A 13,357-nucleotide genomic window follows, 5' to 3' on the forward strand; every position below is an offset into this window, starting at 1 on the left:
CCGTATACTTTTTCGGGTTGGATGGTTGTCCGAGCGGCCGAAGGAGCTGGTCTTGAAAACCAGTAGGCGGCAACCCCGTCTCATGGGTTCAAATCCCATACCATCCGCGTTATGAGTTTGGCGGGCTGATCTTCGGATCGGCCCGCCAAGCTGTTTAATGCCGTTCGGCCGGCAGCCCTTCGCCCACCAGGAAACCGGCAAGGCGCGCCACTTCGTTGGCCACGTGGGTAGCGTCCTTGAGTGTTCGTGCTGCGGGATTGTTCAGGTCACCGGCTTGCGCAGCAATGGCAGTCCCCCATTGGGCTGAGGATAGCTGCAGTCCCATCACAAAAATGCCGCGGTGGGCCAGGCCCTCGCTGTTGACCAGCCGGTAGGGTTCGCCAACAACATCAAATCCCGAGCCCGGGAGGCTTTCACCTTCAGAATTGCGCCACGTGTGCGCCCGGCCAACGTGGTCCTTGAGCAACTGCCTGATCAGCGTTGTGTCATTCTGCAGTACGCGGTTGCTGGGCATCATTGCTTCGCACATGGTCTTGGCTGTGTGCACTTCTGCGTCCACCCATGGCGATGAAGCCGTGAACTGGCCAGAAACTTCATCAAAGGCGAACTCGGGCTCCGGGCCGATAAAGGTCACGATGCCAGCGCGGGACAGCGCCAGCAGCTGTTCAATGCGTTCCAAGGGCGGCCCGGAGGCCAGCCCCTCGACCAGCGGCTCGAAGTGTGCCTGGATCTCTTCTATTCGAGATTGCTCGTCGATAGCGCCTGCGACTATCAGTTCCTTGACCAGCATGCGACCGGCGTTCATGGTCATGATTGCGCAGGACAGCGGGTCATCGAGTCCCGCTGAGCTGTGCCGGGCATTGCTGGCCAGATAATCCTGCACTGCCAGTTGGTAGTCCTCGTTGGAGGCAAAACCGATCTCTTCAAAGGGGCGTGCGAGCTTGGGAACATCCAGCCATTGAATCTCCGGGAATTGCGAGATGAATTTGCGCAGCTCTCCCAACCACACCTGGCTGCCTTCACGGTGTTCGGCTACGAGGATTGCCTCTAGCTGGTCAACGAATTCTTCTGCTGTGGACCCCGCAGGCGCACCGCTGATCTGGACGCACTGCCGATAATAGGCAAAGAGCACATCACGATGCAGCTTGGGCCAAATATGCCGCGAGAATTCTAAAGTGGCGTTTGAATTTGTCGCCCGGATCTCGGCCAAGTGGCCGATCAGATCCTGGACATCAAGAAAGCGCAGTTGAATCTCATCGGGAATGAACTGGTCAACTACCGGCTTGCCCCAGTACGGAGTTCCGCGGCGCGAGGCGACAATGAGTTCCGGCTCCCTCCCGGAACCAACGTACTCAAGGCGCTGCCCTGGCTCGGCACCGACTTCCCGGAATATGCCGCCTCGGCCCAAGGTCAGTTCTGCCATGCAGTCAAAGAAGTTCAATCCCAGTCCGCGAATCAGCGCTGGCTGGCCCCCTACGAATTTATTGAAATCCAGGTCCGCCGGGATATTCGGGGGCAGATAGGTAGCGCCGGAATTAGTCGCGGCTTCCTGAAGCTGCTTTTGCCACGGATTCAGCTCTGCACTTTGATGCCCCAGAGCCAGCACCACTGCGTCCACCGGCAAATGCTGCACCTCGGAACCGTGAGCCGCCGCTTGGTATTCCAATTGGTACCCGTTGCCCTGCGTCCGCAGCGCCAGAACCTCGGCGGCAACATGCTGGATGCTGAAGGAATCATGCTCACGCAACACCTCGCAGCTTCGGTCAAAAACATGCTCCAGATATTCGCCGTAGATGGCCCGTGAGGGATAGGTCCCCGCGTCAATGCGCTCAATGGTTCTCGCATGGTCTTCGCTGAGCTGCCGTCCATCGCCCTTCAGCTGCACAAACTGCCTGAAACTCAGGCCAGGCTCATCGGTGGCCCGTTCCGGCGCGACCGTAGGAAATGAAGCGGGGGTGTTCATCCAGAAGTTCTCCGACTGGCGTGGATTCCAGACATGCCCCGATCCGGGACGGTACGGGTCAAAAACCACAATGTTCAGCCGGCTGCCTTTGGGCGTCAGCTTTAGTGCCAAGTCAGCAAATCTTTCGACCACACTGGTGCCGCGCGGGCCCGCCCCGACAATGGCCAGGCTGTACTCATTCTTGGGGTTCTCCATCACGGTGCTCACTCCTATAGGTTATTACCTTCAACGCAGGCCACGAGCCCCAACGCATAGACTATGCCCATGACTGAGCAAGTTTCTAAGGCGACGAGCACCGATCCATATTCATGGCTGGAAGGGACCCGCGACGAAGCTGCCCTGAATTGGGTACGCCAGCAGACGCAGCGGACTGAAGACGAGCTCTACGATGACTCGTTCCGCGGACAGGTCCAGCACATCAAGTCTGTTCTCGATGCCCAGGACCGCATCCCGATGGTCACAAAACGCGGCGAGCACTACTACAACTTCTGGCGCGACTCGGAACACCGTCTGGGACTTTGGCGGCGCACAACCTGGCAGTCCTATCTCACCGATGCTCCTGAGTGGGAGGTCCTGCTCGATCTGGATGCCTTGGCGATCGCCGAAGGACAAGAATGGCATTTTGCTGGATCCTCGCTGCTTCGTCCACAGAAGTCAGAACCCTACGAACGGGCGCTGATTCGCCTGAGCCCCGACGGTGGCGATCAGGTGCGCGTCCGCGAGTTTGACTTGACCAGCAAGGGTTTTGTCGAAGACGGCTTCGACTTGCCGTTGGCCAAGACCCAGGCCTCCTGGATTGACCGGGACACCTTGCTGGTCGGCTCAGCCAGTAGCGGGCAATTCACCACGCGATCCACCTACTCGAGCACGCTGCGCCGCGTCGGTCGGGGCATTGGAATTGAAGAGGCGCCGATACTGTTCGAGGTCGACAAGGAGCATGTGGCTGCCTTCGGCTACTACGATTCCACCCCGGGCTTTGAGCGCGTGGTGACCACTGACGCCATTGATTTCTATCATTCGATCACCGGGGTCTTCCTCGATGGAGAGCATCATGTAATTGATGTGCCCACCGATGTTCAGGTCAGCCTTCACCGGCAATGGGTGCTGTTCGCCCCGCAAACTGATTGGGAGCATCAAGGCCAGGTCGTCGCAGCCGGCTCATTGGCGATCGCCCAGCTCGATGTGTTCCTAGCCCATGGAACTATCGAAAGAGTGCTCTTTGCCCCCGATGAAAGCACTGCCTTGGAGTCTTTGAGCTTCACCGCAAACTATCTGCTTCTCACTATTTTGCATCACGTCGCCGCTCAGGTGCGCGTCATTAGCCTGCGCGATAATTTCAGCGAATCGCAAATGCCGCTGGAAGATCCGATGCTGAGCATTTCGGTGGGTGCCGTCGACGATGAAGACGGCCTCGCTGGCGATGACTATTGGATGACGGTCACCGGTTTCACCACTCCGACGACGTTGTTGAGAGGTGCCGTCGGTTCCAAAGCCGCCACGGTGAAGAAATCACCAGAACGCTTCCCCGCCGATGGACTTGCTGTCACCCAGCATTTCGCAACCTCAGCTGATGGCACTCGGGTTCCCTACTTCCAGGTGGCGCCCGAAGACGTGGTTCTTGATGGGCAGAACCCGGTACTGATGGATGGCTATGGCGGATTCCAGCACAGCATGACCCCTGGCTATGCCGCCGCGATGGGCGTGGGATGGCTGTCTCGCCACAACGATAGCGGCCGACGAGCAATATACGTGATGGCCAACATTCGAGGAGGCGGCGAATATGGTCCGGCTTGGCACCGTGCGGCCCTGCGCGAAAAACGCCACCGGGCCTACGAGGATTTTGCGGCGATCGCCGAAGACCTGGTGCAACGTGATGTGACCTCACGCGAGCATTTGGCCGCTACCGGCCGATCCAATGGCGGTCTGCTCATGGGCAACATGATTGCCGGGTACCCCCAGCTGTTCGGCGCCATCTCCTGCGGAGTCCCGCTGCTTGACATGCAGCGCTACACCCAGCTCGCCGCGGGGCATTCATGGATCGCCGAATACGGGGATCCTGAAATCCCCGAGGATTGGAAGTTCCTTCGGACGTTTTCTCCCGTGCATCGCCTCAGTGACCAGCCTCATCCAGTGGATGACTATCCTGCGTCGTTGATTTGGACCACAACCTCCGATGACCGGGTCGGTCCCTCGCAAGCACGCATCATGGCGGCCAAAATGATGGATCTGGGTATTGATAATGTGCGGTATCACGAGCCAGAAGGTGGCGGCCATGCGGGTTCCACCGACAACGAGTCAACCGCGAAAATGCTGGCTACAAGTTACGAATTCCTCTGGCGACATGTGCAGTAGCCGACTCGTTTTGGAACACGCGCCTATCTTCAGGTAGGCTAGATTCTGCTGGAAACAGCGGATGGACACGTGCCAGAGCGGCCGAATGGACTTCACTGCTAATGAAGGGTCGGGCTAAAACTCGACCGGGGGTTCAAATCCCCCCGTGTCCGCCATAAAACCCCTACTCAGGTAGGGGTTTTTTTCTTCCAACGCCATGGAACCGGGCAAAAGCGTCATAGCCTTGCCGCATACTAACTTCATGGCAAGCTTCGACACCTACACCAGCCGAAAAACATCACGAATTACCGTGTCCGCTGGTACTCAGATCACGATCTCCTATCGCAGATATTCGACACCGAAAAAGACGCGCTCCGATGGTTCAGATGACCTAGCAGGTGCGCGCGCCACAGATGGTATCGTCCAGGTAATTCTCAATGCTGTTCCTCTCCCCTTCTTGTCCATGTCGATGACTCGCACGATGCCGCCGACCGCATAGCGCGCGGGTTATGGTGAGTCATGCGAGCCGGATGTGGCAGATCCCCCGATCCATCCATCGGAGGCTTTGTCGTGGTTGGGTCAGCGGGTGTTGGCATCGATGTGAAGATCCACAAGGGCAGGAGCAAGAAAGTAGTTCATAGTCGAATTCTTTCGGGCCGAGGAAAACCCAGAGACCTCTCGTGCCCGGGCATTAGACAAGCCACCGCGCTGGGTGGCTTAGGTTTCTGGTGTGTAGTTCGGCTTCAGCTTGCCGACATCCCTGGCAAGTTTGTTTAGGGCTTGTCAGATTCCTCTGCGATCGCTTTATGCTGGTTGAGCGTTGCGATGTTCTCAGCGAGTTTCTCCGCATTCTCCGCCAGCATATAGGCTGTTTTGTTTCGCGAACTTCAATGCGCTCCGTCTGGTCTTTGACTGATCCACCCTGAGTCGACGTGACCTCACGTTGGATCCGCCCAGTCCTTTTCTCCAAAGCGAGGGTCTTAGCGGAGACACCAAGCGCTGCGGGCTGGATGGTTTTTCCGGCGCGGCCCTTCTTCTCTGGTTTCCCGTTCCACTCGTCGAGCAAGTCCGCGAATTCTCGTAGCCGGCACCCGCTGACCCCAGCGGCTTCAAATAGAACGCCGCAAGAGTACGAGGGTGGATATTATCCCCATCGCTTGAGACCAGCTCTTAGGAATTCAGGGATCGGGGGCATCAGTCCTCCATATGCCTGACAGTGTGGTTGGCATAATTACTTTGTTTTATAACTTTTGTGCAACGTTGGACTATTGGTGCACAAATAGCCCAAACCTTGTGATTAGCTGGGAATCCACGAAATGCTCATTGGGGGAAAATTGGGGTCAAGCAAAAGGTCATCTTCGGAATTCAGACCATTCAACGCGCCGTTGATTATAAGAGCCGCCGATGCAATCCATGATGATCATGAAGTCTACGAGGTAGCATGGCAATGCCCCGAATGTTCGCACAATTCGCTGGCGTCCGCTGCCTGCAGAGCGTCCGGATTTGACCCTGAAGTCTTCGCCGGAACGAACGAGTTTTGCCCGAATTGCGCTCAGTCGTTTGAAGGAAAAGCCGAAGAGTACTTCCTAGGGCCGTTGGCCAGGCCTGCAGGGGGTCATTAGATTATTGGCGAACCAGCCTAAACTGCTTGGAACTAGAAGGACAGGGCCTGACGCCACCCTGGTGAACGATGTCTCAGGACATGCAGGCCGTGTCAGCAAATGGTTCCGGGTGGCGGAATTGCTGTCGTGGTGGGCCGGATGGATATGTTGGAACCAGAGGCAGAACCGTCACCGATGTCCCAAGAGAAAACAATTTCTTTTTAATCCGCAAATTCACGCGCAGCTCAGAAGCCGCCTGCACCGCGAACGCCCAAGAAAGCCTCGAAGACTACTTTCCTGATGCTATCGGCGCCCGATTCCCTGCAACTGAAATCAAAAAAGGCGCCCCGAGCTTGGTGCTCGGGGCGCCGATTTGAAATCCTGCAGGCGAATCGTCAGCCTGCGCTAGTCCTTGCGCTTAACAAAGGTCTGCAGCATGTTCTGCACGATGTCTTCCGGCAACGACGTATGACGCACGATAATCTCTGACATGCGGTCCAAGTCAGTATCGGCGATCGCTTCAAAGAGTGCTTCACGGTCGGCTTCAGGCAGTTCCGCCGCGTCGAAGTGCACAGGTCCGTCAGGTCCTTGGCCCTCAAAACGGAAATCAGCAACACTGCCATCGGTTGCTCCACCGGACATTGGCGAGGTCGCGATCATCCGCTCCAGGTCTTCCACCGGCAGACCGGTGTAGCCATGCAAAATTTTTGCCGCTTCTTCAAAGTTGGAATCGCGCAGCATGGAGAACAGCTGGTCGTATTCATTTGCTGGCAATTGCTCGCTGGAGAATTCGCGGCTCTCGCCATCGAGCTCAAAGGCCATCTTGAAGTGGGTAGCGCTCGGCTCATTTTCCAAGCCGAACTGCTCGCTCCACTCCTGCGGAACCACCCAAAGGTCATCAGTGGATTCCGGATGGGAGTCCTCTGCCTTGTCCGTGGATGCCTCGCGGTCTTCACGCTCGACCTGGGCTTCCAGCTTGTCGCTCAAGGCCTTGATCTCAGCATCATCAATTGGAAGTTCCTTGGCTGGAGCAACCTGCGGGTACTTATCGAGGCTGCGCACCGCGATGACGCAGTTCTTCACCGAATCGCCGGTAGCCGCACGGTAGATCTGCACGGCCCCCATGACATCGCCCTTGGCCAAGTTGCGGTAGACCGAGTTGCGAGAGGAATCATCTAGTTTCGCGTTAGCTGCTTCGGCCGCTTCGCGGGAGATCGCCTGCGCAACTTGCGCAGTGTTCTTCTTCCGCAATGCCTGCAGACCGAAGTAGCCCAGGGCAATCACGGCAATGACGACGACGAGCCAGATGATAATTTCCATACATCCAGACTACTTCGTTTAACTGTGCAATCACCCTGCTACGCCCAAAGTGAAAGGCAGGACACCTGGCGCCCCGGCAATCCGCAAAGCACGGCCGGCCATCGCCAGCGACCATCGCGAATCTGCAAGGTCGTCAACCAGCAAAATCGGACCGGGAGCCCCCGAAACCAGTTGTTCCAAGGCCATCGGAAGTTCGAAGGCGTCGGCTACCGCGGCCACGCGGAACGCGGAGTTGCCCCCGGAGCCGTTTTGCGGCCCCGCGCCCCGATACTCCAGCTGCCCCAAGTATCGAAGCCGCCCCACCTCGGCCAAGTTCTGAGCCAGCGAGGTGATCAGTTGCGGGCGCTTATTCGAAGGCATGGCAACAACACCCACCGGGCGTTCTTCCCAGTTCCATTCGGCCAGAACCTTGACACAGGCATCAAGCATCGCCTTGTCGATGGGGTGATCGGCCGGGTCGGCAAACAGCTGGCGCAAGCGATTGCCCCACCCGAGATCGGTCAGCCTGGCCAGTGCGCGGCCATTGGCCAGCTGCTCATCAACAGGAATTTTCCCCTTGAGCGAATAGCCCAATCGGTCCAGTCCCGAGGGGTAGAGCTTGCGCGGCTCGATCGGGATGCCGACCCGTCCCAACGCCGCCTGGGCGCTGTCCTTGGAATTTTCTGGAATGTGGTCATCGAACCAGACCCCGGCACAATTATCGCAACGGCCGCAGGCCACCGAGCGCGGGTCATCCAGTGCCTCGGTCAGAAACTGCATTCGGCAACCCCGGGTGTTCTCGTAGCTGACCATCAGGGTTTGCTCGTGAATGCGGCTTTGCGCCACGCGCTTGTACCGATCAGCGTCATAGGCCCACGGCATATCGGTGCGCATCCAGCCACCGGCTACGCGTTCCACGGCCCCGTCCACGGCCAGCACCTTCAGCAATAGCTCCAGCGGGGAACGGCGCAAATTCACCGCGCTCTCCAAGGCAGGAACGCTCATCGCGCCATCGGTGCTGGCCAAGGCGTCAAGCACCTGGGTAGCGCGGAGCTGATCCGGCATGGAACTGGTGGCGAAATACTCCCAGATTTCCGAATCGTCCGGGCCAGGAAGCAGCAATACGTCGGCATTCACACTGCCACGGCCGGCACGGCCAACCTGCTGGTAGTACGCTACCGGCGAGCTCGGGGCACCCACGTGAAGCACAAATCCCAGATCTGGCTTATCGAAGCCCATCCCCAGCGCGCTGGTTGCAATCAGCGCTTTGACCTCATTGTTTTTCAGGGCTTGTTCTAGCCGCTCGCGCTCCTCCAAATCGGTGCGCCCGGTGTAGGCGGCCACTTCATGCCCGGCTTCACGCAATAATCTGGCGATATCCTCAGCTGCGGACACGGTGAGCGTGTAGATAATGCCGGAGCCCTTGAAGTCGTTGATGTGGCTGAGCAGCCACGCCAGCTGCATACGCGGAGATGGCAGGCGCAGCACGCCAAGGCGCAGCGAATCACGGGCCAGGGTGCCGCGCAGGGTGAATACCTGCTCGGTCCCGCCGGCCAGTTGTTCAGCGACGTCTTCAACCACGCGGCTATTGGCTGTTGCGGTGGTGGCCAGCACTGGCAGGCCCTGGGGCAAGCGGGCGATCAGGTCGCGAATGCGGCGATAGTCCGGGCGGAAGTCATGGCCCCAGTCGGAAATGCAGTGCGCTTCATCGATTACCAGCAAGCCCAAACGCTGCATCAGCATGGGCAATTGCTGTTCGCGGAAGGACGGATTGTTCAGCCGCTCGGGCGAGACCAGCAGCACATCAAGTTCATTGCGCTGCAGCTTGTCAAGAATTTCACGCCATTCGAGCACATTGGCCGAGTTGATGGCCGCGGCACGGACCCCGGCACGTTCTGCGGCGGCCACCTGGTCGCGCATCAGTGCCAGCAGCGGGGAGACGATCAGGGTCGGGCCATAGCCTTGCTGCCGAAGCAGCAGCGACGCGATGAAGTACACCGCGGATTTTCCCCAGCCAGTACGCTGGACCACCAGCGCGCGGCGGCGTTCAGCGACCAGGGCTTCGATCGCTTCATACTGTCCGTCGTGGAACTGGGCTTCCGGGTTTTGCACCAGGGCGCGCAATTTCTGCAGCGCCAGTGTTTTCAGATCCACCTGCATTGAGCCATCCATGGCTCAAGTATTTCAGTTTCCTCCCCTGTTTTAGTTCCGGGGCGGGACGATTTGTGCAAGAAGCGGGAAACAGAGGGTGACGGGAACCTTTATTTAGCGGAAGTGTTAGGCATTTCCCATGCACAATAGCGCCATTCTCGATGATTTGAATCAGTCAAACCGGTAGGCTGAAAGGTGTGAGTGAAGAAATTGATCTTAATCAGAGCTTTAAGGCCTACGACGTTCGCGGCGTAGTCGGCGAGAGCCTGAATGCCGAAGCGATCGAAGCTATCGGCGCTGCCTTTGTCGATGTCTTGTCCCTGGCCGGCAAGGACGTATTGGTCGGTGGCGACATGCGCCCGTCCTCGGCAGAATTTTCCCAGGCCTTTGCCCGCGGTGCCACCTACCGGGGCGCCAACGTCATCATGCTCGGATTGATTTCCACTGACGAGCTGTACTTCGCTTCCGGCAAGCTGGATGCAGCCGGCGTCGTTTTCACCGCCAGCCACAACCCTGCCCAGTACAACGGCATCAAGATGTCCAAGGCTGGCGCTCGTCCGATCTCCTCGGCCACCGGCCTCTTCGACATCCGCGACCTCGCGCAGCAGTACCTGGACGAGGGCCTGCCGGTCTCCGGCGATGCCCCGCAAGGAACCATCTCCGAGCGCGATGTCCTGGCAGACTACGCCGCCTACCTGCGCGAACTGGTTGATCTCTCGGCCATCCGCCCATTGAAGATGGTGGTGGATGCTGGCAACGGCATGGGCGGCATGACCACCCCTGCGGTCCTCGGCGATACCGTGCTTGCGGCGCTGCCTTTGGAAATCATCCCGCTGTACTTCGAGCTCGATGGCACCTTCCCCAATCACCCGGCCAACCCGCTGGAACCGGAAAACCTCAAGGATCTTCAAGCCGCGGTGCTGGAGCACTCCGCCGATCTGGGACTGGCCTTCGACGGGGATGCCGACCGCTGCTTCGTGATCGATGAGCGCGGCCTGCCGCTCTCCCCATCGGCGATCACCGCACTGGTTGCGGTCCGCGAAATCGCTCGTGTGCAGGCCGCCGGCGAAGCGAACCCGGTGATCATCCACAACCTGATCACTTCCAAGGCTGTTCCTGAATTTGTCGCCAAGTCTGGCGGCACCCCGGTGATGACCCGCGTGGGCCACTCCTTCATCAAGGCCGAGATGGCGACCCAGGGCGCGGTTTTCGGTGGCGAGCACTCCGCCCACTACTACTTCCGCGATTTCTACAATGCCGACACCGGCATGCTTGCTGCCATGCATGTTTTGGCGGCGCTGGGCGGGCAGGACCTTCCGCTCTCCGAACTGGGCGCCGAGTATGAGCCCTATGTTGCCACCGGCGAGATCAATTCGCAGGTTGAGGACAAGGAGGCCGCCACCGCTTCGGTGCTCGCGCACTTTGACGGACAGCCGGTGGATGTGATGACCATGGATGGCACGACCATTTCTGCTGCCGACGGCAGCTGGTGGATCAACCTGCGCCCGTCCAACACCGAACCATACCTTCGCTTCAACGGCGAGGGCCGCACCGCAGAAATCATCGAGCCTGTGCGCGATGCCGTATTGGCGATCGTGCGCGGAGAAAACGCCACCAACTAGCAAAGGGAAGACATGAATCTCGAATCATTGGATGAGGGCGTCAAGGACGCGCTGAACAAGGTTCTGGGCACCGCGCTGGGCGTGGCTCGCGAACAGCTTGAAGAGCAGGGCGTGTTCCTCCCCTTCGCCATCGCCCTGGAGCCGAAGGAAGGCGAAGACGAGCCTGAGCTGCGCCTGATCGCCGTCCCGCCAACGGACGATCCCGAGGATCCGGACGCCGATATCGACACCGAAGCCATGGCCTCCGAGCTGGTCCAGGTCCTGAATCAGCAGGGCACCCACTTCGAGTCCATCGCCATCGCCTCGGACGTGCTGCTCCAGGAAAACGATCGCGACGCCATCCACGTGGTGGCCGAGCACCGCGTGGGCGCGGCCCTGGCGATCGTCCAGCCGTACACCATGCCGGCAGAACCAGGCGGCGAGTGGCTCTTCGACGAGCCTGCTGCAGAATCCGCGGAGGCTGTCTGGGCCAACGCGCTCTAGAACCGGCCTTGCAGTTTTGGGGTCAGCATGGTCACTATGCTGACCCCAAAATGCTTTCCCCGCGTAAAGTAATAAGCATGAAACTCAGCGCCTTCACCGATGTGTGCCTGCGAACCATCATGGTTCTGGCAACACCCGGCACCGGGCAGCTGACCAGCCGCGAGATCTCCGATTCGGTTGGAGTCCCCTATAACCACGTCGCCAAGGCCGTGCTGGAATTGCGCACGCTGGGAATTTTGCAGGTCACTCGCGGCCGCAACGGCGGCGCGGCCTTGGGCGATAACGCGTTGCACACCTCGCTCGGCGGGCTGTTGCGCCAATTGGACAAGCGCACCGATATCGTCGATTGCTCCGAACATGACGCCCAAACGGCTTGCCCGCTGTCGGGCAATTGCCGATTGCGGGCTGTCTTCCGCCAGGCTCGTGAAGCTTTCTACGCTTCCTTGGATCCCTTGACCATCCAGGACATCTGCCCTGGATCATCCGCGTCGCCGATCACGTCGCTTCCGTTCCCGATGGTGCGCGATTTTTCCTAGCTTCTCCTCGCCGCTGAAGTGATTTCGCTTGCTCTTCGCGGGTGGCCCGCCGATGAATTTGCAATCTTCTTCTACGAGGCGTAGAAATGAATCATAAATCTTGCATTTCATATGCGAGTTATTCCTACTCCCAAGGAGACCCGATGCTGTCCCCCAAGTCCTTCCCTTTCATTGAGGCCACTTTGCCGATCATCGCAGAGCGCATCTCCAGCATTACCCCGAACTTCTACAACCGCCTGTTCGCAGCCCACCCGGAACTGCTCGACGGAATCTTCTCCCGCTCGAACCAGAAGAACGGCACCCAGCAGCAGGCCTTGGCCGGGTCGATCGCAGTTTTTGCCACCTATCTGGTCAAGCACCCTGGCACGGCTCCTGAAACGATGCTCGCCCGCGTAGCCCACAAGCACACCTCCCTTGGGGTCGCCGAGGAACAATACCCCATCGTCTACAAGCACCTGTTTGATGCCATTGCCGAAGACCTGGGCGACGCGCTGACCCCGGAGATCGCCGACGCCTGGACAGAGGTCTACTGGCTGATGGCCCACGCGCTGATCAAGATCGAGAAGGGCCTGTACGCGCAGCAGGCCAATGCCGGGATCTACGCCCCGTGGAAGCTCGTCGAGCGCGCTGAAACCGGCGTTGATTCGGTAATCCTCAGTTTTGAACCGGCTGACGGCACTCCAGTCACCGTGGCCAAGCCGGGCCAGTTCGTTTCGGTGCGCATGCCGATGGCCGACGGTCTGCGCCAGGTTCGCCAGTACACCCTGAGCAACGATGTCGAGCATGCCCGCCGCCGCACCATCACCGTGAAGCTGGATGTGAACGGCGAGTTCTCCCCGGTAATCCACAACAACCTGGAGATCGGCGGCGTGATTGAGCTATCGAACCCCTATGGCGACCTGGTCATCGACAACGAGGGCTCGCCCCTGGTGATCGCCACCGCCGGCATCGGCTGCACTCCTAGCGCCGCCGCATTGCAGACCTTGGCTGCCCACGGCTCCACCCGCAAGATCACCGTGCTGCACGCAGACCAGGAAATCACCACGTGGCCATTGCGCGAGCAGATGCTTGAATCCATCGGCAAGCTGCCAGGAGCCACGCTCAGCACCTGGTTCGAACGCGGGGAATTGCCCGAGGGGCTGAACGCCCAATCCGGCTATATGGACCTCGCCGCGGCGCTGTCCGAGGATGCCCAGGTCTACCTTTGCGGTCCCCTGCCATTCATGAACGCCGTGCGCACCCAGGCGCTGGAAGCCGGTATTCCAGCCGAGCGCATCCACTATGAGGTCTTCGGTCCCGACGTGTGGCTCGCCGCCTGATATCAAGGGTGCACTTCGGCGCTGCCGGCGGATTCAGGGAGAATTCGCCGGC

Annotated in this window: 9 protein-coding genes and 2 tRNA genes; 8 read left to right on the forward strand and 3 right to left on the reverse strand. The window is 59.3% G+C overall.

Features of this window, described 5'->3' with window-relative positions:
• Positions 1-19: 19 nt before the first annotated feature.
• Positions 20-107 (forward strand) — tRNA-Ser (locus tag H6F58_RS08300).
• Between the two features lie 47 nt (positions 108-154).
• Here the strand turns inward: H6F58_RS08300 and H6F58_RS08305 are convergent.
• On the reverse strand, positions 155-2,170 hold the full coding sequence (locus H6F58_RS08305; RefSeq protein ID WP_206693577.1) for an FAD/NAD(P)-binding protein: 2,016 nt from the start codon (positions 2,168-2,170) through the stop codon (positions 155-157).
• Positions 2,171-2,227: 57 nt separating this feature from the next.
• On the opposite strand from H6F58_RS08305, the gene H6F58_RS08310 reads away from it, so the two are divergent.
• From H6F58_RS08310 to H6F58_RS17960, 3 genes are all read left to right on the forward strand, one after another.
• Positions 2,228-4,315: a prolyl oligopeptidase family serine peptidase gene (locus tag H6F58_RS08310; protein ID WP_060703270.1), complete on the forward strand. Its 2,088-nt coding sequence runs from the start codon at positions 2,228-2,230 to the stop codon at positions 4,313-4,315.
• 63 nt (positions 4,316-4,378) lie between these two features.
• Positions 4,379-4,470: transfer RNA gene (locus tag H6F58_RS08315), tRNA-Ser, on the forward strand.
• 86 nt (positions 4,471-4,556) lie between these two features.
• Positions 4,557-4,793, forward strand: coding sequence for a hypothetical protein (locus H6F58_RS17960; protein WP_171919333.1), 237 nt, complete (start codon positions 4,557-4,559; stop codon positions 4,791-4,793).
• Between the two features lie 1,507 nt (positions 4,794-6,300).
• Here H6F58_RS17960 and H6F58_RS08320 read toward each other — a convergent pair.
• Entirely contained in the window at positions 6,301-7,215 is a 915-nt protein-coding gene (locus tag H6F58_RS08320) for a hypothetical protein (RefSeq protein WP_060700591.1), read from the reverse strand.
• 30 nt (positions 7,216-7,245) lie between these two features.
• Positions 7,246-9,366: a RecQ family ATP-dependent DNA helicase gene (locus tag H6F58_RS08325; RefSeq protein ID WP_060700590.1), complete on the reverse strand. Its 2,121-nt coding sequence runs from the start codon at positions 9,364-9,366 to the stop codon at positions 7,246-7,248.
• A gap of 176 nt (positions 9,367-9,542) precedes the next feature.
• Here H6F58_RS08325 and H6F58_RS08330 point away from each other — a divergent pair, with 176 nt between their 5' ends.
• The 4 genes from H6F58_RS08330 to H6F58_RS08345 all read left to right on the forward strand — a co-directional run bounded on the left by H6F58_RS08330 (position 9,543) and on the right by H6F58_RS08345 (position 13,305).
• The gene (locus tag H6F58_RS08330; RefSeq protein ID WP_171918632.1) at positions 9,543-10,967 is read left to right on the forward strand and encodes a phosphomannomutase/phosphoglucomutase; all 1,425 of its coding nucleotides are present in this window, start codon (positions 9,543-9,545) and stop codon (positions 10,965-10,967) included.
• Between the two features lie 12 nt (positions 10,968-10,979).
• On the forward strand, positions 10,980-11,450 hold the full coding sequence (locus H6F58_RS08335; RefSeq protein WP_060700588.1) for a hypothetical protein: 471 nt from the start codon (positions 10,980-10,982) through the stop codon (positions 11,448-11,450).
• 77 nt (positions 11,451-11,527) lie between these two features.
• Positions 11,528-11,986 carry an Rrf2 family transcriptional regulator gene (locus H6F58_RS08340; RefSeq protein ID WP_060700587.1) on the forward strand — a complete coding sequence of 153 codons (459 nt, stop codon included), beginning with the start codon at positions 11,528-11,530 and terminating at the stop codon, positions 11,984-11,986.
• A gap of 143 nt (positions 11,987-12,129) precedes the next feature.
• On the forward strand, positions 12,130-13,305 hold the full coding sequence (locus H6F58_RS08345) for a globin domain-containing protein (protein ID WP_171918631.1): 1,176 nt from the start codon (positions 12,130-12,132) through the stop codon (positions 13,303-13,305).
• The last annotated feature ends 52 nt before the right edge of the window (positions 13,306-13,357 follow it).

It is taken from the genome of Glutamicibacter sp. FBE19, assembly GCF_015524875.1.
Classification (GTDB): Bacteria; Actinomycetota; Actinomycetes; order Actinomycetales; family Micrococcaceae; genus Glutamicibacter; species Glutamicibacter halophytocola.